The sequence below is a fragment of the Marinobacterium stanieri genome (assembly GCF_900155945.1).
GTDB classification, from domain to species: domain Bacteria; phylum Pseudomonadota; class Gammaproteobacteria; order Pseudomonadales; family Balneatricaceae; genus Marinobacterium; species Marinobacterium stanieri.
Genome location: NZ_FTMN01000007.1, coordinates 71,661 through 93,164 on the forward strand (window position 1 = coordinate 71,661; position 21,504 = coordinate 93,164).

Genomic DNA, 21,504 nt, shown 5'->3' on the forward strand with positions numbered 1-21,504 from the left:
GAGTTTGCCACACCATCACAATATGTTCTTTAACATATTGTGATGTCCGTACACACTGCGTCTACCCACCAAAGGAGACGCATCATGGAAAACACCGTCTATATTTTTGCCCCCACCTTTAGCAGTTTTGCCCGCTCAGTCATGCTGTGCTGTGAAGAAAAGGGAATCGCTTATGAGTGTGGAATGGCACCAGAAGGCAGCAAAATCACATCCAAAAGTCCTGAGCACTTCGCCATACACCCCTGGGGCAAACTCCCTGCCCTATTCCATGAAGGTCAGGTTCTGATCGAAACCAGCAGCATCTGCCGCTACCTGGATGCGCGCTTTGAACAAACACCTCTTCAGCCCAGCAGTACTTTTGAGCGCGCATTGCTTGATCAGTATTGCGCCGAAATCGCCTTGTATATAGATCAGGCACTGCTGAGAAATATTGTGTTGGAGTTCGCGTTCCCGAAAGGCGAAAACGGTGCAGTACGCATGGAAAAAGTTGAAGCAGCCTTGCCTGAAGCCCGCAAGGCATTGCAGCGGGTGGATGAAATGCTGGGTGATAATGAGTTTATCCATGGGCAGTCCTACACCCTCGCGGATGCGCTGCTTACCCCGATTCTGGACTACCTTGCCAAGGTGCCAGTGGGCCCTGACCTGATGGAAGGCACTAAAGCGATCGATTACCTGGCAAGAATGCGTCAGCGCCCTTCAGCCAGGGTCTTGAACACCCAGTAAAGCTGTAAAACGAAAAGGCCTCCTGGCATAGCATCAGGAGGCCTTATTGTATGGGCTAGCTTTTTTACTTGCGCGCGGTACGAACAGCCGCCGCCAGTTCACGGGTCAAGGACAATACACCCTGGGTACCTTCTTCCGGTGTGCTGGCCTTGTTGATGCAATCGATCAATGCTGAACCAACCACAACACCGTCAGCGAACTGACCGATACGGGCAGCCTGCTCCGGGGTACGGATACCAAAGCCGACACCGATCGGGATATCCGTGTTGGCACGGATCGCTTCCACTTCCTGCTGCACTTTTTCTGGCGTAGGCGCGGCAGAGCCGGTCACACCCGTACTGGATACGTAATAAAGGAAGCCCGAAGTATTGTTCAGCACACCCGGCAAACGTTTGGCGTCTGTAGTAGGTGTGGCCAGACGAATGAAGTGGACGCCAGCTTCGCGGGCCGGAATACAAAGTTCATTATCATGCTCCGGCGGCAGGTCCACTACGATCAGACCATCAACACCCTCTTCCGCCGCTTCTTCCAGGAAGCGCTTCACACCGTAGCGGTAGATCGGGTTGTAGTAACCCATCAGCACCAGCGGTGTATCCTGATCCTGTTCACGCAGAATGCGCACCATCTGCAGCGTTTTAAGCATATCCTGACCGGATGCCAGCGCGCGTTGGTTGGCCAGCTGAATTGCAGGACCATCTGCCATCGGGTCGGTGAACGGCATGCCCAGTTCGATTACATCGGCACCCGCTTCCGGCAGGCCCAGCAGTGTATCCAGGCTGTTGGCGTAATCCGGATCACCCGCAGTGATAAAGGTGATCAGCGCCGGGCGGTTTTCCTGTTTCAGCGCAGCAAAGCGGCGCTCCATACGGCTTGCTTGTCTTGTATCGGTCATGGATTACTGCTCCGCCAGTTCATCAGCCAGATGTTCGGTTACGGTGGTCATATCCTTGTCGCCACGGCCACTGAGGTTCACCACGATGATGTGATCCTTGGGCAGAGTCGGCGCCAGCTTGAGGATATGCGCCAGGGCATGGGAAGACTCCAGCGCCGGGATAATGCCTTCGTATTTGCACAGCGCCTTAAAGCCTTCCAGTGCTTCCTGGTCGGTGATCGAGACATATTCCACACGTTCGATCTCGTGCAACCAGGCGTGCTCAGGACCAATGCCCGGATAATCCAAACCTGCCGAAATGGAGTGTGCATCCTGAATCTGGCCATCTTCGGACTGCAGCAGGAAGGTACGGTTACCGTGCAATACACCCGGCTCACCGCCTTTCAAACTGGCTGCATGGCGCTTATCAAGGCCTTCGCCACCGGCTTCAACACCGATCATGTGTACGGACTTGTCATCCAGGAAAGGATGGAACAGGCCCATGGCGTTGGAACCGCCACCGATGCACGCTACCAGCGTATCCGGCAGACGACCTTCTTTTTCCATGATCTGACGACGGGTTTCTTCACCAATCACCGCCTGGAAATCACGCACCAGCGCCGGATAAGGATGCGGACCTGCTACGGTACCGATGATGTAGAAGGTGTCGTGAACATTGGTCACCCAGTCGCGCAGCGCTTCGTTCATGGCATCCTTGAGGGTGCCGGTACCACTGGTGACCGGAATCACTTCAGCACCCAGCAGCTTCATACGCTGTACGTTGGGCTGCTGACGGTGAATGTCGGTGCTACCCATGTAGATCACGCATTCAAGGCCAAAACGTGCGGCCACGGTGGCAGTTGCCACGCCGTGCATACCGGCACCCGTCTCGGCGATGATGCGTTTTTTGCCCATACGCTTGGCCAGCAAAATCTGGCCCAGGCAGTTATTGATCTTGTGCGCGCCGGTATGGTTCAGATCTTCACGCTTAAGGTAGATCTTGGCACCGCCCAGGGCTTCGGTCAGGCGCTCTGCCAGGTACAGCGGCGTCTCGCGCCCGACAAAATCTTTGCGCAGCACTTCCAGCGCGGCATGAAACTCGGGGTCATGCTTGGCTTTTTCGTACTCTTCCTGCAGGTCCAGAATCAGCGGCATCAGGGTTTCCGCTACAAAGCGGCCACCAAAACGGCCGAAAAAGCCGCTTTCATCCGGTCCCTGTCGCAAGGTGTTTTCAGTGCTCATGGCAACGACTCCATCAATCTTTAATCTGGAACCAAGTCTAGTGGATGCAGAGCGGACTTTAAATCGATAAAATCACACCAAACTGTGAGAAAAAGTAACAGCTCATGCCCACATCCAATTCACATTCACTGCCTTCTTTGACAGCCTTGCGCGCCTTTGATTCCTGCGCTCGCAGCCTAAGCATGACGGCTGCCGCAGAGTCTCTACATGTTACCCATGGTGCCGTTAGCAGGCAGATTCGCCAGTTGGAGGAACAGCTGGATACCCGCCTGTTTGATCGGAAGGGGCGAGGCCTTAGTCTCACAGACGCCGGATTGAGACTGGCGCGCACAACCCGTGAGGTGTTCGATCAGCTGGAACAGACCTGTGACCAGGTACGCCGCGATGCCAAAGGCGCGCCTTTTGTGCTGGCCTGCTCGGGCAGCTTTCTTGCACGCTGGTTTATTCCACGACTGGACCAGCTGCAACAGGAATGTCCCGAACTGGAGCTACATCTCACCGCCACCGATGAGTCTGACAACATGCGCGCAGGGGTTGATGCCGCTTTGCGCTTCGCTGCCCCACCCTGGCCAAAAGAGCAAAAGGTGATCGAACTGGCACCCGAACGCATTGGCCCTGTGCTCAAACCTCAACTGCTGCCGGAAACCTCCCCGACACCCGACTGGTTACTGAGTCAGCCCCTGCTGGAAACACTGTCACGTCGCCAGGCCTGGCCCGAGTGGTGCGAAGCACATCAACTGGACCACAGCCGACTCAGAATGCGGCAGTCATTTGAGCATCTCAATTATATGCTGGAGGGTGCGCTGGCCGGATTGGGGGTCGCCATTGCACCTGAATATCTGGTGGAGGAAGATTTACGTAGCGGCCGCCTTGTAGCGCCCTGGGGGTTTGTTGAAACCGAGGCCCGACTGGGGCTTTGGCTGCCAGACACAGAAATTTCTCCCCGTGCCCAGCAGTTGGCTGACTGGCTGAAAACGGCGCTCAATCAATAATTTCGAAGCCGGTAAATACTTCTTCGAGCGGGCGGTCTTCTGACACGACCTCAGCTACGGTGGCCAACTCAGGCCCCTGGCTGAGCCAGGCTTCAACATGCCGTACGGCCTTTTCTTCACCGCACAGCAAGGCTTCTACTCGGCCATCTTCCAGGTTACGCACCCAGCCTGTTAACCCACTGGCCTGCGCCTGTTCACGGGTGAAGTGACGAAACCAAACACCCTGTACCCGGCCGCTTACCAGAGCATGTACGCAGATCTGTGCCATTATGAATCCTCACTCCTTTGTCGTCTGGGGAGATTGATACAACGCCTGCAGCGTCACGTCCAGCACTTCACCGCGCTGATGTTTCAGTCGCTCCAGACGCTCATACAGGGATTGCTGCCAATGTTCTTCCTGCTCCGGTTGCGGATCAGGCAGTGGCCAGGGCAGCGCCTGCTGAAGGTCATGCAATGTGTAACGGTTAAGGTCCCGACAAAGCAGGTACTGGCCACCTTCGGTGCGTCGTACCAGGCCAATTTCCTGCAGCAGCTGAACATAATCGTCCCAACGCCCCTGATCCAGACCCGGAATTTCTTTAAGCAGCACACGATCCGGTATGGATTCACCCTGCTCCTGAGCCTGCCAAAGACGGTGCAACACAGCCAAAAGCGTATACAGATGCGGCTCGTTGGTGCGGTACTTGTTCAATCGTGAAACGGTCAGCAAACGCGTCAGCTCCGCGCCGAACAGAATAATGCCCCAGCTGATGTAGATCCACAGCAGGAAAATGGGCACTGCCGCGAAGGCACCGTAGATCAGCTGATAGGAAGGTGACAGCGTCACAAACTGGACAAAGCCACGCTTGGCCAGCTCAAACATCACGGCGGCAAACAGCCCCCCTATCGCTGCACTTTTCAACGGAACCCGGCAGTTGGGCACCGCGGCATACAACAACATGAATGCCAGTGCCGAAAACAGCGGCGGCAGCAGTGACAGCAATCGCGCCCGGCCAACCACTTCAGTCGCACTGGTAAAAAATGACAGACTGGCAATGTACGAGGTCAGCAACAGGCCAAGACCAATCAGGATCGGCCCCAGGCTCAAAACGGCCCAATACAGCAGAAAACTCGAAATACCCTTGCGCGGTTCAGCCACGCGCCAGATACGGTTAAACGCCGCCTCAATGTTCTTCATCATCATGATCGACGTGACCGCCAGGAAGATAACACCAACCACTGTCAGGCTCTGCGCCTGGGTGGCAAAAGTGCCAAGGTGCTCCTGTACCACCGCACCGGTGGCCGGCACAAAGTTTTCAAAGATCCAACCCTGTACCTGCTCGCCCACGCCTTTGAAATTGGGCACAGCTGCCAGCATGGAGTACGACACGGTCATCAGGGGCACCACCGCGAACAGGGTGGTATAGGTGAGCGCAGCCGCATTGAGTATGCCCTGGTTGGCCTGAAACTGCCTTACCAGGGACCGAACAAACACCAAAGCGGTCGACAGGGTTCCTTTCTGCATGCGAACTCTCTTAACGAATCATGGTTCAGCCCTATACAATAGGGCCCTCATCTGTTGAATGAAAGCCTGTATGGAGTCCTCATGTCGATCACCATCTATCACAATCCGCGTTGTTCCAAGTCCCGCGAAACCCTGAAACTGTTGCAGGAGAAGGGAATTGAGCCGAACGTGCGCGAATACCTGAAGGACGTTCCCAGTGCTGAAGAGCTTCAGACAGTGCTCAATGCCCTCGGCATCAGTGCCCGTGAATTGCTGCGCACCAAAGAAGCGGAGTACAAGGAAGCCGGTTTGAACGACACCAGCCTGGATGATGATGCCATCATCGATGCCATGACCCGCTTCCCCAAACTGATTGAGCGCCCCATTGTGATCAACGGTGACCAGGCCCGTATCGGTCGCCCGCCGGAGTCCGTACTGGAGATCCTTGCGTGAGCCAACCCTACGTACTGGTTCTGTACTACAGCCGTAATGGTGCCACGCGGGCACTGGCTCGCCAGATTGCACGTGGTGTCGAAGAAGCCGGTCTGGAAGCACGACTGCGTACCGTGCCTTCGGTGTCGCCAAACAGTGAAGCCAGCGAGCCTGCGGTACCGGAAACCGGAGCGGTGTATTGTACCGAATCAGATCTGGCCAACTGTGCAGGCCTGGCTCTGGGCAGCCCGACCCGCTTCGGCAATATGGCCGCTCCCATGAAGCATTTTATCGACAGCACCAGCAGCCTCTGGTTGTCAGGTGCCCTGATCGACAAGCCGGCTTCGGTGTTCAGTTCCAGCGCCAGCCTGCATGGCGGCCAGGAAACCACTCTGATGACCATGATGCTGCCGCTTTTGCACCATGGCATGGTTCTGGCTGGACTGCCTTACAGTGCTGACGAACTGCTCGATACCCAGACCGGTGGCACTCCCTATGGGGTCACCCATGTCAGTGGCCGCGCTGAAAACCATGTACTGGATGCCAACGAGACCGCACTGGCACAGCAACAGGGCCGCCGACTGGGCCAGTTGGCCAAAGCGTTGTTGCACAAGGAGGCTTCATGAGCGCCAAACTCGAAACAAAAACCCGTATCAGCCGCGTCCTGGTCCTGGCCAGCTATTTTGGCCTGCTGCTGCTGTTTACGCTCTGGTATCTCTGGCTGGCACCGGCCAGCAGTGACCATCCCTGGGTCGTATGGCTGGTACATTTCCTGCCGCTGGCAGCTTTCGCGCCGGTAGTAGTAAAAGGCGCCCCGCGCGGCCACGCCTGGCTTTGTTTTGTACTGCTGCTCTACTTCCTGGAAGCCGTGATTGCCGCACTGGTGCCGACGACTCGCTGGCTGGGTCTTATTGATTGCACCCTGTTGGTAACGTTGTTTACCTCCGCCATGCTGTTTGCCCGCTGGCGCAGTCAGCTGACCCGAGCACAGCAGGTTGAGGCCCAGTCTTGAAGCCACGCACTACAGGTGTAAGCAGTACAAACGCCGCAGACAACGCCGCCCGCTGGCGGCGTGACTTCCCCCTGCTGTCTACTCGTTCACACGGGCAGCCACTGGCATATCTGGACAACGCCGCCACGACGCAAAAACCGCGTCAGGTGATCGATGCCATCAGCCGCTATTACAAAACCGGCAATGCCAACGTCCACAGGGGCAGCCATGATCTGTCCAACCGCGCCACCACTGCCTTCGAGCAGGCACGTTCAACGCTGGCTCAGTGGCTGGGTATTGATAATGCAGCCACTCTGATCTGGACGCGCGGCACCTCTGAAGCGATCAACCTGGTTGCCCAGAGCTGGGGCAACACCCACATCAAGCCTGGTGATCGCATTCTGCTGCTGCAGAGCTCCCATCACGCCAACATTGTGCCCTGGCAATTGTTGGCCCAGCGCACCGGTGCCGTGATTGATGTGATTCCCCTGCAGGATGACAACAATGTCGACCTGGATGCCTTCCGCAATTTGCTGCAACGCATGCCCAAACTGGTCGCGCTAAGCCATGTATCCAACGTGCTGGGTACCCGCTACCCCATCGAGCAGATGTGCCGCGATGCCAAGTCGGCAGGTGCCCGTGTGCTTGTTGATGGCGCACAGGCACTGCCCCATTTCGATGTAGACCTGCGCCTTATTGATTGTGACTTTTATGCGTTCTCAGGCCACAAGTTGTTTGGCCCAACGGGGATCGGCGGGCTTTGGGGGCGACAGGACCTGCTGGAGAGCATGCCACCCTGGCAAGGCGGCGGCGAGATGATTGAGCACGTCAGTTTCACACACACAGACTTCGCAGGTCTGCCGTTCAAATTTGAAGCTGGCACGCCAAACATTGCCGGGGCAATGGGTCTGGCGGCGGCCATCGAATACCTGAAAAAAGACCGTGCAGCTCAGGAAGCGCAGGAGCAGATGCTGATGCGCCATGCCCTGTCTGCTTGCCATCAAGTACCCGGCTTTGAGGCTCTGCCCGGTGGTGACCAGCCTGTCGCGCTCTTCTCCTTTCTGCTCAAGGGGTTCCACCAGCAGGACATCGCCCACTGGCTGGACCAAAAAGGTATTGCGGTCAGGGCTGGCCATCACTGTGCCATGCCGCTGATGCAGTCTCTGGGTCTGCCCGGTACGGTGCGAGCATCTTTTGCCTTCTACAATACGCTCGATGAAGCTGAGCGACTGGCTCACGCTCTGGATGAACTGGTGTGCAGTCAGAAGAGCCAAATCGATGTTGCAACTGTAACAGCCCCTACACTTAACACCGATCCGGTGTATGATGCCAAACACTGGGATGAACGCTACCGTGCGCTTATGCAGCTGGCTGGGCAGGTTGAACGCCTGCCGGCATCTCTGCAGCAGCCCGAACATCAGGTTCCCGGCTGCGAGTCACGCGTATGGCTCATCACCGCCCTGGATGACCAGGGGCGTCTGGCCTGTCGAGCCGACGCCGATGCCCGTATTCTGCGGGCGCTCGTGACCTTGCTATTACAACGTATAAACGGTCTGACCCCGGCCCAAGCCGCTGAGGTTGACCTGGAGGCCATGCTGGCGTCATTGGATCTACAACGCCACCTGAGCCCAAGCCGCGGAAATGGACTGCTGGCGATTGTGCGCCACCTCAAGACCTTCGCCCAGTCACCTCATTCGTAACGTCGGCCCTGCAAGCCGTCTTTGGAGCTTTCAATGAACTTGAACGACCTCAACCTGTTCATTCGTGTGGTTGAAACCGGCAGTTTTACTGCTGCTGCCGATAGCCTGGATGTGCAGAAATCCACTATCAGCCGCCGCATCGCCCAGCTGGAGGACACCCTGGGCATTCGTCTGATTCAGCGCACCACACGCAAACTCAAGCTGACACCGGAAGGCGAGGAACTGTTTTCTCGCGCCCAACCACTGGTGGACGACCTGGCAGCAGTGCAAGACGATATCAGCGCCTCCAAGACCGAGCTGCGCGGCCGTCTGCGACTGACCATGCCCACCGAGATTGGCGTGTTCATGATGAATGAGGTGATCTCCAGCTTTATGCAGGCCTATCCCCGCATTGAAGTGGATGTAGAACTCAGCACCCGCACCGTTGACCTGATCGAGGAGGGTGTCGACCTCACGCTTCGCCTGGGTCCGCTGCCCAACTCCAGCCTGATTGCGCGTCATGTGGGTGGCCTCAGACGCGGACTCTTTGCCACACCTGAGTATATTGAGCAGCACGGCACGCCCAACTCACCGGCAGATCTGGCGCAGCATGCCTGCATCACACTGCAGCGCCCCTTCGATCACCTGCGTTTTATTAACTGGAACAACCAGGAGCCCGTCACCATGGGCGGTCGCCTGCGTACCAACAGCCTGAGCTTTGTTCGTGAGATGATCCTGCAACACATGGGTATTGGCCGCTTGCCGGATGTGTTCTGTAATGAACTGGTCGAAAGCGGACGCGTGGTGAGGGTACTGGATGACTTTAAACTGGAGGCGCTGGAGATCAACGCACTCTATGCCAGCCGCCGTAACCTGAATCCCCGTGTCGGTGCCTTTCTTGACCATATGACCGACCGTCTTAATGATCACCCCTGGGTGCAAAACAAGCTCGTTCACCTTACACCCTGAGGCTCACTGGGCCATACTGTTTACGAATGGCCCATCCAACCCTGAATAAACAGTAGACAGCCCGCTTGGATTGGTTAATAATCAACCTAAATGACAAATGCGACATTAGGGTATTTTGTTAATCACCATGAGCCTTAAATCCAAGTTATTAGCCAGTCTGTTATTGCTGTTGGCCGTGCTGGGCTCCGGTATCGCCTTTATTCAGCAGACAGTCGTCATCCCCAAGGTTGAAGCATTCGAAATCGACGCCCTGCGTGAAGACCTGGAACGCATCAAGTATGGCCTCGACCGTGAGCTGACCCATATGCGCCGTATGGCCACTGACTGGGCACAGTGGGATGATACCTATGATTTTGTGGTGTCACGCACGCCCGAGTATGTCGAATCGGCTCTTGGTGGAGATGCCATGGAGCAGCTTTCAATGGACATGCTGCTGATCACTCAAGATGAAAAACTGGTTACTTACCAGTCCACGCGTGCTCTTTCCAGCCTGCGTGAACCTCTTGTCTCCACGCTGCTTAGAGGCCCGGAATCTCGCTTGCTGAATGAAGGCGGTCAGGGCCTGATTGCCACGCCTGCAGGCGTAATGCTGGTAGCTGCAAATCCCATACTGACCACCGAAGGTGAAGGCCCATCGCGGGGAACCTTGTATTTCGGTCAGCTGATCGACGCAGACCTGACCAAACAGCTGCGCCCACCCCAAATTCACGCCATCTTTCTGCGTCTGGACTCAACACCTCCAGGCCCAGACGACATCCAGCTTCTGCCCGGCTCGGACAGCGTCAGCAAAACCTGGGTACCTCTCCTTAATGATCCCGACCGCTCGCTTCAGATTGAGCTGCAACAGGGTCGCCCGTTTCTCGACAGCATGCGCGCCTACACCTATTACATCATGGGCACCATCTTTGTATTGGGTATCCTTGGCAGTGTGGTCACCTACGTTCTGCTTAAACACTATCTGTTGTCGCCCATAGAACAACTGCAACACAACATGCAGAGTTTCTCGACGTCCCACTCTCTGGCGGACATACCCACCACCAAAAGTTCGGATGAAATTGGCCAGCTCACACGCAGCTTCAGAGAGATGGCGACACGTATCAGTGACAATCACATCAGCATGCTGCACAGGCAGCAGCAGCTGAAGGAACAAAGTCTGACAGATCCCCTCACCCGCCTCGGCAATCGGCGCTATCTCGACTCCAGATTGCAGCAAGCGGAATTTGCCAAAAAGCATCCCTATATCGCCACGTTCAGCACCGATATCGATCATTTCAAGCAGGTCAACGACCGCTATGGGCATGACAACGGCGACAAGGTGCTGCGTGAATTTGCCGAAGTCTTGCAAGGCTGCTGCCGAGACGATGACTGCGTGGCGCGCGTGGGTGGCGAAGAGTTCACGGCCGTTTGCGGTATCAGCTCGATTCAGGATGCCAGTGAAATTGCTGAACGTATTCGTGTACGCACCGAGCAAAAAGGCTTTGTCGACGGCAAGATCGACCTGACCTGTTCGGTCGGCTTTATTGTGATTCCCGGCCACGAACTGGATACAAACATGGAAACCTGGAGCCGCGTGATGAAGGTCGCTGATTTGGCTCTGTACGAAGCGAAAGAGTCAGGCAGAAATCGCTGGGTGGGTTGGCGCAACCCTCTGCATGCCGAGAAGACAATTGCAGCCCTTCCCGCTTCTGCAGAGGAGTTGCGCCAGGCTGTCCAGAAAGAAGCTCTGGTCGCCATCAACTGACACCAACCGGGCGGAAATTGCCGCCCGGCTGTTCACTGGCTCAGGACCAGCCGGTAACCACTTTCACTTCAAGGAACTCTTCCAGCCCCCAGGGGCCGCCCTCACGGCCATTACCCGATTGCTTATAGCCACCGAAGGGAGCGCCGCCACCCAGGGCTTCGCCATTCATCTGCACCATGCCGGCACGCAACTGGCGCGCAACACGGTTGGCTTTTTCGCCATCCTGCGTCTGTACGTAGTGCGTCAGGCCATAGGGGCTGTCATTGGCAATGCGGATCGCTTCCTCTTCAGTATCGAAGGGAATGATGCACAGCACCGGACCGAAGATTTCTTCCCGAGCGATGGTCATTTCGTTGGTCACGTCCGCAAACACGGTCGGGCGTACGAAATAGCCATCAGTCATACCTTCCGGTTTACCGGTGCCACCGGCCACCAGACGCGCACCTTCATCGATGCCTTGCTGGATCAGCCGCTGAATCTTGTCAAACTGAACATCAGACACGACCGGGCCGATATGGCGGCCTTCCAGAGAGGCCTGATTGACTTCGGTTTTGGATGCCACATCAATGGCAGTCTGAACGGCCTGCTCATACGCTGAACGTTCCACCAGCATGCGTGTTGGCGCATTGCAGGACTGCCCCGAGTTCATGAAGCAGTGGCGCACACCACGGACGACAGCCTTTTCATCTGCGTCGGCAAAGACAATGTTTGCGCCCTTGCCGCCCAGTTCCAGGCTGACGCGCTTGACGGTATCCGCCGCATTGATGGAAATCGCCTTACCGGCCCGCGTGGAACCGGTGAACGACACCATGTCCACCTCTGCATGGCCAGAAAGCTGGGTGCCGACACCCGGCCCATCGCCGTTCACCAGGTTGAATACACCGGCCGGGAAGCCCGCTTCATCGATCATTTCAGCAAACAGCATGGCCGATAGCGGCGCGATTTCGGAGGGTTTCAGCACCATGGTGCAGCCGGCAGCCAAAGCCGCTACCACCTTGAGCGCGACCTGGTTCATCGGCCAGTTCCAGGGTGTGATCAACGCACAGACACCGATCGGCTCATGCAGAATCTGGTTGCCCGGCGCGTGATCGCCCAAGGGCGCTTCAAAGCTGTACTCCTTGAGCACACGGATGAAGTTCTTGATATGACCGGCGCCAGCCCCCCATTGAGCGGTTTGCGCCAGCGCCATGGGAGCACCCATCTCGGTGGAGATTGCTTCTGCCATCTCTGCCGAGCGTGCCTTGTACAGGCTGTAGAGTTTTTCCAGCAATTCCAGTCGCTCTTCGCGGCTGGTTTGACTCCAGCTGGCAAATGCACGGCGTGCAGCAGCAACCGCAGCATCAGTATCTGCCTGGCTCCCCAGTGAGATCTTCGCGCATACGGTTTCGGTCGAGGGGTCGATAACATCAAGGTCACGGGCCTCGGCAGGTGCTACCCATTGTCCATCAATATAAAACGTTCGCTTATCCAGCATTTACTCGCCCTTCTCGTCATTATATTTAACATCTTCAGGATAACGTGCTCAGTGCAGGAGGTCACCCTAGACTGCAGATGAAGTTGCACGTTTCCTGCCGCTTGCAGCAGCACTCGCTGCACCTCGCTTGCGTGAAGTGCTGCCTGTACCTTTGACCTTTGAACCGGAGCTTTTACGCCTGCGTTTACCGGCTGTTTTCGGTGCCGGTATACCGCTCAGCGCCTGGGGCTGAATACTGCTGATCAGATTCGGCAAGGCATCCTGCAACGGCTGCATAAACCCCTGATAATTGAACGCCTTGCGGCTGATGGCATCCAGCTGGGATTCCCAGTGCGCCGTCATGTCCGGGCGGCTCAAGTCATCCGGCAAGGCGGCAATCAAAGCCTTGCCGGCCGCCGTGGCGTGTATCTGCTTGCCCTGGCGCTGCAGAAACCCCCGCCGAAACAGCAATTCAATAATCCCGGCACGGGTTGCTTCCGTGCCCAGGCCATCCGTTTCACGCAACACCTTGCGCAGTTCGGCATCCTGCACAAAACGGGCGATTCCCGTCATGGCCGCCAACAAACTTGCATCGGTAAATGCCTTGGGCGGCTGGGTCATTTTTTCCAGCAACTCCCCACGTTCACAGTGCAGTGGCTCATCGGGCTTGAGTACTGGCAACTGCCCCACTGTTTCATCTTCGGCTTCTTTCCCCAACAAAGCCTTCCAGCCCGGGTCCAGAATTTGCCTAACCTTGGCTACAAACAGCCCGCCGGCTATCTCGACCTCAACCCGACGGTCTGCATAGCGGCATGGAGGGTAAAACTGCATCAGATACTGCCGGGCAATCTGGCTGTAGACCTGGAGTTCAGCTCTGCTCAGGCGTTCGGCTGAAGCGGCTTTACTGGTGGGTATGATGGCATGATGTGCCTCCACCTTTTTATCGTTCCAGGCTTTGGATTTGAAGCTCAGGTCGGCATTTTGCACGGCAGCTGACAGATCAGGCTGGGTTCGTGCCACAGCCTGGGTCACTTTTGCCCCTTCAGCAAAATGCTCTGCCGGCAGGTAGCGGCAATCGGATCGTGGATAGGTAATCAGATTATGCTTTTCATAGAGTGCCTGAGCGGCATCCAGCACCTGCTGGGCGTTGAGACCAAAGCGTTTGGCGCAGTCTATTTGCAGCGCCGACAGATTATAGGGCAACGGCACAGCCTGCTGGCCTGTTTTGCGCTCATCGCTTAATAGTTTGCCGGGCTGGCCGGTGATTCTGGCCACCACATTTTCTGCAAGCGCTTTTGACAGCACGCGCCCTTCTTCATCCTGAAAGCGCGCACAGGCTTCGCTGGGCTGCCAGCGTGCCTTGAAGCGCTCGCCGCTCTCGGTCAGCAGGTGGGCATCCACCTCGTAGAAAGGTTTGGGAACAAAGGCGTCTATCGCGGCATCACGCTGAACCACCAGCCCGAGAACTGGCGTCTGCACACGGCCAACCGATAACACGCCGTTATAACCGGCACTGCGCCCTTTAACCGTCAGCGCTCGGGTCATATTGATACCGAACAACCAGTCCGCACGGGACCGGGCCAGAGCCGACACCGATAAGGGCACAAATTCTCGATTGGACTTGAGACGCTGGAGTGCGCGACGGACCGCATCAGGGTTAAGGTCGGAAATCAGCAGACGCTGCACCTGCGATTTTTTGCTGGCAGGCACTTTCAGAAACTCGATCACTTCGTCGACGAGCAACTGGCCTTCGCGGTCCGGGTCCCCGGCATGAATAATCTGGTCAGCAGACTTTACCAGTTTGCGCAGCACCGAAAGTTGCTTGCTGACACCCTTGCGCGGTTTTAACTGCCACTCATCCGGCAAGATGGGCAAGTGTTCCAGACGCCATTGCTTGAATGCCGGGTTGTAGGTGTCAGGCTCTACCTGCTCCAGCAGGTGTCCGATACACCAACTGACAACCTGATCGCCACCGCAGCGAATCAGCCCCTCTTCCTTTTTTTGTGGCCCGGGAAGAACAGCAGCGATGGCCCGACCAAGACTTGGTTTTTCGGCGATGTAGAGCTTCATAGATATCGGTAAATCAGGACTAAAAACCTAGATTAAGAGATCAGCCCACTCAAGTCGATACATAAACTGTATGAATACACAGTAAAATATATTTCAACGCCCTCCCTTCAGGTTTCAATCTATTTTTTTGATCATTTGCTGCAAATTTGCGCTGTTCTTCATCATTCGGGTGGTCCCTATAGTTAACCCATCACTAAGACATGACCCGGAGACACGCCATGAACCCTACCCTGATCACTCGCGTACTGGCGACCAATGACAGCCTCGCGCCGCTGGCCCTGCGTATTCCGGCCGGCATTATCTTCGCCGCACACGGCGCGCAGAAACTCTTTGGTGCCTTTGGTGGCTATGGCCTTGAAGGAACAGGGCAGTGGATGGCATCAATTGGCCTGGAACCGGGTTACCTGATGGCACTGCTTGCCGGTAGTGGCGAATTCTTTGGTGGTCTGGCGCTGCTGCTCGGACTGCTGGTACGTCCTGCTGCCGCTGTTCTTGCTTTCGCCATGCTCGTAGCTATCTTCGCCGTCCACATTGGTAACGGCCTGTTCATTAGCAACAACGGTTATGAATTCGGTCTGGCCTTACTTGCCATTGCCGTTTCACTGTTCTTCAGTGGCGCGGGCGCGTTTTCTCTGGACCGATTGCTGAACAAGAGTCAGCACTGATTTTTAAACGGCAGCTGTACTACCTACGTACAGCTTTAAATGCAACAGCCAACAGGAGATCAACATGGGCTTGCTCGTAGACGGACACTGGGTCGACCAGTGGTACGACACCGAATCCAATCAGGGACGCTTTGTGCGCTCCGAGTCCCAGTTCCGCAACTGGATTACGGCTGACGGTGAAGCAGGCCCAAGCGGTGACAGTGGTTTCAAAGCCGAACCCGGCAGATACCATCTGTATGTATCTCTGGCCTGTCCCTGGGCACATCGAACCCTGATTTTCCGCGCCTTGAAAGGCCTGGAATCCATGATTTCAGTTTCCGTCGTCAACAGCTACATGGGTGAACATGGCTGGACCTTTGCGCCGGAACCTGGCGCAACCGGTGATGACCTCTATGGCCTGGACTACCTGTACCAGCTCTACCTCAAGGCAGATCCGGACTATTCAGGACGCGTGACCGTCCCCGTACTCTGGGACAAGCAGCGCCAAACCATTGTCAGCAATGAATCAGCCGAGATTATTCGCATGCTTAACTCGGCTTTCGATGACTTGGGCGCTGAGCCTGGTGATTACTACCCAGCTCAGCTGCAAAGCGAAATCGACAGTCTTAATGAAGTGGTATATGACCGCGTCAATAATGGCGTCTACAAATCGGGCTTCGCTACAACTCAGAGCGCTTACGAACAGGCTGTAATGCCGTTGTTTGAAACCCTGGACGATCTGGAGCGCCGCTTGAGCAAGCAGCGTTACTTGGCCGGTGACCAGATAACTGAAGCTGACTGGCGCCTGTTCACAACGCTGATTCGCTTCGATGCCGTGTATCACGGCCATTTCAAATGCAACCTGAAGCGGATTGTCGATTACCCCAGTCTCTGGGGATATGTCCGAGAACTTTACCAGTGGCCCGGTATCAGTGAGACCGTAAACTTCTCGCACATCAAGGATCACTACTACCGCAGCCATCACAGCATAAACCCGACCGGAGTCGTACCCAAGGGACCGATTCTGGACCTGCAACACCCTCATCAACGCGAAACCTTCAACGATTGAAAAAGGAGCTACAATCATGAGCAAAATTCTTGTCCTTTATTACTCTTCCTACGGTCACATTGAGTCTCTGGCACAGACTATCGCTGAAGGCGCTGCATCGGTCGAGGGCACCGAAGTTGTGGTCAAACGCGTACCTGAATTGATGCCGGAAGAAGTGGCCCGCAATGCCGGCGTTAAAATGGATCAGACAGCGCCCGTTGCCGATCCCAAGGAGCTGGCCGACTACGATGCCATCATCTTCGGTACCCCGACCCGCTTCGGCAATATGGCCAGTCAGATGCGCAACTTCCTCGACCAGACCGGCGGCCTTTGGGCGTCCGGCGCGCTGATCGGCAAGGTTGGCAGCGTCTTCACCAGCACCGGTACCGGTGGCGGTAACGAGACTACGATCCAGTCTTTCCATACCACCCTGTTCCACCACGGTATGGTTGTTGTAGGCCTGCCATACGCCTTGCCGGAAATGACCGACATCAGCGCGGTTCACGGTGGTTCTCCGCTGGGTGCCGCGACGATTGCCGGCGGTGATGGCTCTCGTACTCCGAGCGAGCAGGAGCAGACCATGGCACACTATCAAGGTGCTCATGTGGCCCGTATCACGGCCAAACTCTCTGCCTGAGGCCTGATACATCTGGAGGGCAAATCGATCTCGGTTTGCCCTTCTCTGCAAAATGTCCCCTCATCCCACTCCCGAATTAGCAATTTGATACGCCTGCTCCCAGGCAGGCTTTCACATGCCCAGACGCCGATCGGCGACGAATCCAGCTTCAAGCCCTGTCTCGCTCATCCGTTCAAAGTCATTGAATCCAAATAATTTTTTAAATGCGCTTGGACACAGGTAGATCCCTTAATAAAACTGGGTTAGCCTGAATTTACGTTGAAAAAAGGTGACACGAGCGCTCACCTTTACCCTGATCGTTTTTAATAAATGATCAGGGATTCATCGTTGCAGACAGGGAAGAGCAGGCTAAGCTAAATGGCAGTCCTAGTTTGATAGATTCATTATCGGCGAATACCGGTTTGAATCATATCGACCTAAACAATCGCTCAAGGAGATCCTCTCCGGCTCCATAGCCGTGCACCTATTGTCCTTCTTCCGTTTGTTACCCGTACGCTTGCTATATTGAATGAATGCCAAACAAGGAGTGCATTTCATGAAGACCTCAACCAAGCGCCGTAACGGCCCCCTTGCCGGAGCTCTGGCATTAACCCTGATGGGCACGTCCAGTGTCATTCTGGCGGCTGACAAGCCCAACGTTCTGGCGATCATGGTGGATGATGTGGCTCAAACCAGCCTCAGCGCCTACAGCCACGGCATGCAGTACCCGACACCCAACATCGACCGTATCGCCAATGAAGGCGCCCTGTTTACGGACCACTATGCCCAGCCCAGCTGTACAGCGGGCCGCGCTGCGTTCCTTATGGGCCAGTTACCGGTACGTACGGGTCTGACAACCGTTGGTCAGCCGGGTAACCCGCTGGGTATTCAGGAAGCCGACCCGACCCTGGCTGAAGTTCTTAAGGAAGAGGGCTACATGACGGCCCAGTTCGGCAAGAACCACCTGGGTGATCTGGACCAGCATCTGCCAACCCTGCACGGGTTTGATGAGTTCTTCGGTAACCTCTATCACCTGAACGTGTCTGAAGAGCCCGAGCAGGCTGACTACCCAACCGACCCCGAGTTTGTGAAGAAATTCGGCCCACGTGGTGTGATCGAGTCCTTTGCGACCGCCGATGGCCAGACGGTCAAGGATACCGGCCCCCTCACTATCGAACGTATGAAAACCTTTGATGAAGAGGTTCTCGCACGCTCACTGGACTTTATGGATCGTGCTGTAAAGGCAGATAAGCCGTTCTTTATCTGGCACGCTCCCAGCCGTATGCACGTGTACACCCACCTGAAAGAGGAAAGCCGTAACCTGGCGACTCCGATCAGTTCCGCAGAAGACCTGTTCGGCAGTGGTTTGATGGAGCATGACGGCCATGTGGGTCAGCTGCTCGATAAAATCGACAATCTGGGTATCGCTGACAACACCATCGTGATCTACACCACCGATAACGGCCCCGAGAGCAGCACCTGGCCACACGCCGGTGTTACCAAGTTCCGTGGCGAGAAAATGACCACCTGGGAAGGTGGCGTGCGTGTTCCTTTCCTTGTCCGCTGGCCCAGCCATATCCCGGCAGGCCTGAAGCTGAACGGTATTTCTTCTCATGAAGACGTTCTGCCTACTATTGCAGCCGCTGCAGGTCGCACCAATGTCTCCGAAGAGCTCAAAAAGCGTGACAAGGTGATGATCGATGGCGTCAACAACCTGGAATACTGGACCGGCAAAGCGGAAAAATCCGCACGTAACAGCTTCTTCTACTACTACGAAACGGCTCTGACCGCTGTGCGTGTAGGCCCCTGGAAGCTGCACTTTGCCAGCAAGCCGGGTGGCAAGTACTACGAGGATATGGTCAACCACACCATGCCCAAACTGTTCAACCTGCGTAAAGACCCGTACGAACAGTATGACGGTGATATCGGTTTCCAGCAGGTTATGCGCAAGAGCTGGGTACTGCAGCCCATTATTGCGTTGTTGAACGAGCATGTAGCTACCTTCGTGGAGTTCCCGCCACGTCAGGAAGCAGCATCACTTGATGTCAACAAGGCGATCGAGAAAGCACAGAAAGCAGCGGCCACACGCTAACGGATAGCGCCGCTGCTACGCACACGTTTAAAAGCCCGCTTCGCAAGAGCGGGCTTTTTTGTGTGTAACGCTGTCCTGACTGTAACTGTCACTCCTTCGTCATACCCAGTGTTCTATGCTTGGCATTTTGCACTGATAAAACTGAATGATGACGCCAGAAAAACCTGCCTCCGTGCTTTCAATCCTGCTGATCTTTCTGCGTTTAGGCCTTACTAGTTTTGGCGGACCTGTCGCCCATATAGGCTATTTCCGGGAAGAATTCGTCAACCGCCGCAAATGGCTGAGCGATCAAAGCTATGCCGATCTGGTAGCTCTGTGCCAGTTTCTGCCGGGGCCGGCCAGCAGTCAGGTGGGGCTTGCGTTGGGTATGTTCCAGGGTGGTTTCAGGGGCGCACTGGCTGCATGGTGTGGTTTTACCCTGCCATCCGCCATTGCCTTAATACTGGTTGCTTATGGTGCTACCCAGCCAGACGGGCTGATTTCTGCAGGTGTGGTTCAAGGGCTGAAGTTAATCGCCGTTGCCGTGGTCGCACATGCGGTCTGGGGCATGGCGCAAAACCTCTGTCGTGGCCGTATAGAAATTGCCATTATGCTGGCCGCAGCCTGCGCCATGCTGGTAATGCCAACCGTCTGGCTGCAACCGGCACTGATTCTGCTGGCGGCCCTGGTGGGCTGGTTACTGCTGGAGCGCAAGGCAGACGCCGAGGACGCACATCTGCCGGTAAAGGTATCCCTTGTCGCCGGCAAACGGCTCTTGCTGATCTTTGCGGCGCTGTTAGTGCTACTGCCATTGCTGACAGCGCTTTTGCCCAGCGCGGGGCTGACGCTGTTTGATCTCTTCTACCGGATTGGCTCACTGGTATTCGGCGGTGGCCATGTGGTGCTGCCACTGCTGCAGGCTGAAACCGTACCGACCGGCATGATCAGCGATGATCTTTTCCTGGCCGGCTATGGTGCCGCGCAAGCCGTGCCCGGCCCGCTATTCACCTTTGCCGCCTATCTGGGAACCGCCATGAATACCCTGCCGGGCTGGCTTGGCGGGCTCATCGCTCTGGTGGCCATTTTCACCCCCTCATTTCTACTGGTCGCCGGCGTGCTGCCTTTCTGGGAGCAATTGCGCCGCCGTACTGGCGTACGTGCAGCACTGGCCGGGGTTAATGCGGCTGTGGTTGGGCTGCTGCTGGCCGCCCTGTATAACCCGATCTGGACCGGAACCCTGCACGCCCCGGTGCACTTCGCTCTGGTACTGCTGGCGTTTGCTGCGTTGCAGATATGGAAGCTGCCGGTGTGGTTGCTGGTGCTTCTCTACGCCCTGGGTGGCTGGCTGGCCTGATGCCCATAAAGCCCTTCATGCGCTGTAACAGGCGCCTGAAGGCCAATGCTCTCATTCCTCTGGCACGTTTACCGTAGTAGCGCATATCAATCTCGCCACCTGCTGCTCTTCGAATCCGTCCTGTACGTGCTTGATCAACAGCGTTCATCTTCACGCCCTCCTCATTAGCTTGAAGACAGCTTAGAACGGCTTTTCTATTATGAATAATGATCAATTCAGATCATAATGATCGCAAATAACGATGGATAAGCTCTATGCCCTACCCCAATTTGAGCACGGAACTACTGCGCACCTTCGTTACCGTGGTAGATGAAGATGGCTTTATCCGCGCCGCGGAGCGCCTGCATAAAACACAATCCACGGTGAGCCAGCAGGTGCGGCGACTGGAGCAGGAGCTGGATGTGGAGCTGTTTCGCAGTGAAGGCCGCAAGCGTGTGCTGACCCCAAGTGGTGAAACCATGTTGGGTTATGCGCGCCAGCTGTTATCCCTGCAGGAGGATGCGCTGGCGGCCATTACTGAACAAAGTGCCCAGGGGGAGTTGAGAATCGGTGTTTCCCTGTCATTGACCGAGAGTATGCTGCCCTCGATCCTGGCACGCTTTAAACGGCACAACCCGGGCATCCGGCTGAATGTTCAGACCGACTACAGTAATAGCGTCTGTGAGGATTATGATCGCGACCAGTATGATCTGGCGCTGATTCTGCGACGTGATCGTACCCAGGTAAAAGGCGAGCTACTGGGTTATGAGCCCCTGATCTGGATTGGTCCGTCAGGTTATCAGTGGTCCAAAAACCGGCCACTGCCGTTGGTTTTGCTGAATACACCCTGCCTGTTTCGTGAAGCCACCATGCAGGCGCTGGACAGCACCGATATCAGCTGGCGAACCGAGTACTCAACCACCAGCTTCACCAGTTTGATGGCCGCAGTGAAGGCGGAACTGGGGGTTACGGTTCGAGCCCAGGGCGCACTGACGGATGGCATGGAGAACATCGGTTCTCGACTGGGCCTGCCAGAACTGCCACCCGTGTATATCGAGCTGCGCTACCGCACGCACATACCCGGCGGCGAACAGCTGGCACAATTGATCCGACACGAACCTTTGCAGGCATGGTGACAGGGAGGCC

At 56.1% G+C, this 21,504-nt stretch carries 20 protein-coding genes; 14 read left to right on the forward strand and 6 right to left on the reverse strand.

The genetic code is table 11. The features are described 5' to 3' along the window. Nucleotides 1–84: 84 nt before the first annotated feature. The gene (locus BW956_RS15170; RefSeq protein ID WP_076463805.1) at nucleotides 85–723 is read left to right on the forward strand and encodes a glutathione S-transferase family protein; all 639 of its coding nucleotides are present in this window, start codon (nucleotides 85–87) and stop codon (nucleotides 721–723) included. A gap of 64 nt (nucleotides 724–787) precedes the next feature. On the opposite strand, the gene trpA is transcribed toward BW956_RS15170, so the two are convergent. Both trpA and trpB read right to left on the reverse strand, forming a co-directional pair. Further along, complete coding sequence (gene trpA / locus BW956_RS15175) at nucleotides 788–1,615, reverse strand: tryptophan synthase subunit alpha (protein ID WP_076463808.1); 828 nt, start codon at nucleotides 1,613–1,615, stop codon at nucleotides 788–790. Nucleotides 1,616–1,618: 3 nt separating this feature from the next. Next, nucleotides 1,619–2,836 (reverse strand): tryptophan synthase subunit beta, encoded by a 1,218-nt coding sequence (gene trpB, locus BW956_RS15180; RefSeq protein WP_076463811.1) that lies wholly within the window; start codon nucleotides 2,834–2,836, stop codon nucleotides 1,619–1,621. Nucleotides 2,837–2,940: 104 nt separating this feature from the next. Between trpB and BW956_RS15185 the strand changes: the two genes are divergently transcribed. Next, nucleotides 2,941–3,828 (forward strand): LysR family transcriptional regulator, encoded by an 888-nt coding sequence (locus BW956_RS15185; protein ID WP_076463814.1) that lies wholly within the window; start codon nucleotides 2,941–2,943, stop codon nucleotides 3,826–3,828. Here the strand turns inward: BW956_RS15185 and BW956_RS15190 are convergent. Both BW956_RS15190 and BW956_RS15195 read right to left on the reverse strand, forming a co-directional pair. Then, nucleotides 3,818–4,096: an acylphosphatase gene (locus BW956_RS15190; RefSeq protein WP_076463817.1), complete on the reverse strand. Its 279-nt coding sequence runs from the start codon at nucleotides 4,094–4,096 to the stop codon at nucleotides 3,818–3,820. The two genes, BW956_RS15185 and BW956_RS15190, sit on opposite strands and share 11 nt — an antisense overlap. A gap of 9 nt (nucleotides 4,097–4,105) precedes the next feature. Beyond that, a complete protein-coding gene (locus BW956_RS15195) occupies nucleotides 4,106–5,332 on the reverse strand; it encodes a YihY family inner membrane protein (RefSeq protein ID WP_076463820.1) in 1,227 nt (408 codons plus the stop codon). Between the two features lie 81 nt (nucleotides 5,333–5,413). On the opposite strand from BW956_RS15195, the gene arsC reads away from it, so the two are divergent. The 6 genes from arsC to BW956_RS15225 all read left to right on the forward strand — a co-directional run bounded on the left by arsC (nucleotide 5,414) and on the right by BW956_RS15225 (nucleotide 11,123). Beyond that, nucleotides 5,414–5,764 (forward strand): arsenate reductase (glutaredoxin), encoded by a 351-nt coding sequence (gene arsC, locus BW956_RS15200; RefSeq protein ID WP_076463823.1) that lies wholly within the window; start codon nucleotides 5,414–5,416, stop codon nucleotides 5,762–5,764. Further along, nucleotides 5,761–6,369: an NAD(P)H:quinone oxidoreductase gene (gene wrbA, locus BW956_RS15205; protein ID WP_076463826.1), complete on the forward strand. Its 609-nt coding sequence runs from the start codon at nucleotides 5,761–5,763 to the stop codon at nucleotides 6,367–6,369. Before arsC ends, wrbA (BW956_RS15205) begins: the two co-directional genes overlap by 4 nt. Beyond that, a complete protein-coding gene (locus BW956_RS15210) occupies nucleotides 6,366–6,755 on the forward strand; it encodes a DUF2069 domain-containing protein (RefSeq protein WP_076463829.1) in 390 nt (129 codons plus the stop codon). Before wrbA (BW956_RS15205) ends, BW956_RS15210 begins: the two co-directional genes overlap by 4 nt. Next, on the forward strand, nucleotides 6,752–8,434 hold the full coding sequence (locus tag BW956_RS15215; protein WP_076463832.1) for a SufS family cysteine desulfurase: 1,683 nt from the start codon (nucleotides 6,752–6,754) through the stop codon (nucleotides 8,432–8,434). Before BW956_RS15210 ends, BW956_RS15215 begins: the two co-directional genes overlap by 4 nt. 33 nt (nucleotides 8,435–8,467) lie before the next feature. Further along, entirely contained in the window at nucleotides 8,468–9,382 is a 915-nt protein-coding gene (locus BW956_RS15220) for a LysR family transcriptional regulator (RefSeq protein ID WP_076463835.1), read from the forward strand. Between the two features lie 127 nt (nucleotides 9,383–9,509). Next, nucleotides 9,510–11,123 (forward strand): GGDEF domain-containing protein, encoded by a 1,614-nt coding sequence (locus BW956_RS15225; RefSeq protein ID WP_083703103.1) that lies wholly within the window; start codon nucleotides 9,510–9,512, stop codon nucleotides 11,121–11,123. Nucleotides 11,124–11,163: 40 nt separating this feature from the next. Here BW956_RS15225 and BW956_RS15230 read toward each other — a convergent pair whose 3' ends face one another. After that, nucleotides 11,164–12,597 carry an aldehyde dehydrogenase family protein gene (locus tag BW956_RS15230; RefSeq protein ID WP_076463840.1) on the reverse strand — a complete coding sequence of 478 codons (1,434 nt, stop codon included), beginning with the start codon at nucleotides 12,595–12,597 and terminating at the stop codon, nucleotides 11,164–11,166. 66 nt (nucleotides 12,598–12,663) lie between these two features. Continuing rightward, complete coding sequence (locus BW956_RS15235) at nucleotides 12,664–14,646, reverse strand: DNA topoisomerase III (protein WP_076463843.1); 1,983 nt, start codon at nucleotides 14,644–14,646, stop codon at nucleotides 12,664–12,666. 218 nt (nucleotides 14,647–14,864) lie between these two features. Here BW956_RS15235 and BW956_RS15240 point away from each other — a divergent pair, with 218 nt between their 5' ends. The 6 genes from BW956_RS15240 (at nucleotide 14,865) to BW956_RS15265 (ending at nucleotide 21,494) form a co-directional block, all read left to right on the forward strand. Continuing rightward, nucleotides 14,865–15,311, forward strand: a complete 447-nt coding sequence (locus BW956_RS15240) for a DoxX family protein (protein WP_076463846.1) — start codon at nucleotides 14,865–14,867, stop codon at nucleotides 15,309–15,311. A 64-nt stretch (nucleotides 15,312–15,375) separates the two neighbouring features. Further along, a complete protein-coding gene (locus tag BW956_RS15245) occupies nucleotides 15,376–16,359 on the forward strand; it encodes a glutathione S-transferase family protein (protein WP_076463849.1) in 984 nt (327 codons plus the stop codon). A gap of 16 nt (nucleotides 16,360–16,375) precedes the next feature. Continuing rightward, entirely contained in the window at nucleotides 16,376–16,975 is a 600-nt protein-coding gene (wrbA, locus tag BW956_RS15250) for an NAD(P)H:quinone oxidoreductase (protein ID WP_076463852.1), read from the forward strand. A gap of 535 nt (nucleotides 16,976–17,510) precedes the next feature. Next, nucleotides 17,511–19,046 carry an arylsulfatase gene (locus tag BW956_RS15255; RefSeq protein WP_175612027.1) on the forward strand — a complete coding sequence of 512 codons (1,536 nt, stop codon included), beginning with the start codon at nucleotides 17,511–17,513 and terminating at the stop codon, nucleotides 19,044–19,046. A 148-nt stretch (nucleotides 19,047–19,194) separates the two neighbouring features. Then, on the forward strand, nucleotides 19,195–20,379 hold the full coding sequence (chrA, locus tag BW956_RS15260; RefSeq protein WP_076464207.1) for a chromate efflux transporter: 1,185 nt from the start codon (nucleotides 19,195–19,197) through the stop codon (nucleotides 20,377–20,379). 254 nt (nucleotides 20,380–20,633) lie between these two features. After that, nucleotides 20,634–21,494, forward strand: a complete 861-nt coding sequence (locus tag BW956_RS15265; protein ID WP_076463856.1) for a LysR substrate-binding domain-containing protein — start codon at nucleotides 20,634–20,636, stop codon at nucleotides 21,492–21,494. Nucleotides 21,495–21,504: the final 10 nt, after the last annotated feature.

Bases quoted from the DNA above. Each gene is read 5' to 3' on its own strand.
- BW956_RS15195 (WP_076463820.1), bottom strand. From the start codon at position 5,332: ATGCAGAAAGGAACCCTGTCGACCGCTTTGGTGTTTGTTCGGTCCCTG.
- trpA (WP_076463808.1), bottom strand. From the start codon at position 1,615: ATGACCGATACAAGACAAGCAAGCCGTATGGAGCGCCGCTTTGCTGCG.
- wrbA (WP_076463852.1), top strand. From the start codon at position 16,376: ATGAGCAAAATTCTTGTCCTTTATTACTCTTCCTACGGTCACATTGAG.
- BW956_RS15265 (WP_076463856.1), top strand. From the start codon at position 20,634: ATGCCCTACCCCAATTTGAGCACGGAACTACTGCGCACCTTCGTTACC.
- BW956_RS15235 (WP_076463843.1), bottom strand. From the start codon at position 14,646: ATGAAGCTCTACATCGCCGAAAAACCAAGTCTTGGTCGGGCCATCGCT.
- trpB (WP_076463811.1), bottom strand. From the start codon at position 2,836: ATGAGCACTGAAAACACCTTGCGACAGGGACCGGATGAAAGCGGCTTT.
- BW956_RS15220 (WP_076463835.1), top strand. From the start codon at position 8,468: ATGAACTTGAACGACCTCAACCTGTTCATTCGTGTGGTTGAAACCGGC.
- BW956_RS15185 (WP_076463814.1), top strand. From the start codon at position 2,941: ATGCCCACATCCAATTCACATTCACTGCCTTCTTTGACAGCCTTGCGC.
- BW956_RS15190 (WP_076463817.1), bottom strand. From the start codon at position 4,096: ATGGCACAGATCTGCGTACATGCTCTGGTAAGCGGCCGGGTACAGGGT.
- BW956_RS15170 (WP_076463805.1), top strand. From the start codon at position 85: ATGGAAAACACCGTCTATATTTTTGCCCCCACCTTTAGCAGTTTTGCC.
- arsC (WP_076463823.1), top strand. From the start codon at position 5,414: ATGTCGATCACCATCTATCACAATCCGCGTTGTTCCAAGTCCCGCGAA.
- BW956_RS15255 (WP_175612027.1), top strand. From the start codon at position 17,511: ATGAAGACCTCAACCAAGCGCCGTAACGGCCCCCTTGCCGGAGCTCTG.
- BW956_RS15245 (WP_076463849.1), top strand. From the start codon at position 15,376: ATGGGCTTGCTCGTAGACGGACACTGGGTCGACCAGTGGTACGACACC.
- BW956_RS15230 (WP_076463840.1), bottom strand. From the start codon at position 12,597: ATGCTGGATAAGCGAACGTTTTATATTGATGGACAATGGGTAGCACCT.
- BW956_RS15210 (WP_076463829.1), top strand. From the start codon at position 6,366: ATGAGCGCCAAACTCGAAACAAAAACCCGTATCAGCCGCGTCCTGGTC.
- chrA (WP_076464207.1), top strand. From the start codon at position 19,195: ATGACGCCAGAAAAACCTGCCTCCGTGCTTTCAATCCTGCTGATCTTT.
- BW956_RS15240 (WP_076463846.1), top strand. From the start codon at position 14,865: ATGAACCCTACCCTGATCACTCGCGTACTGGCGACCAATGACAGCCTC.
- BW956_RS15225 (WP_083703103.1), top strand. From the start codon at position 9,510: ATGAGCCTTAAATCCAAGTTATTAGCCAGTCTGTTATTGCTGTTGGCC.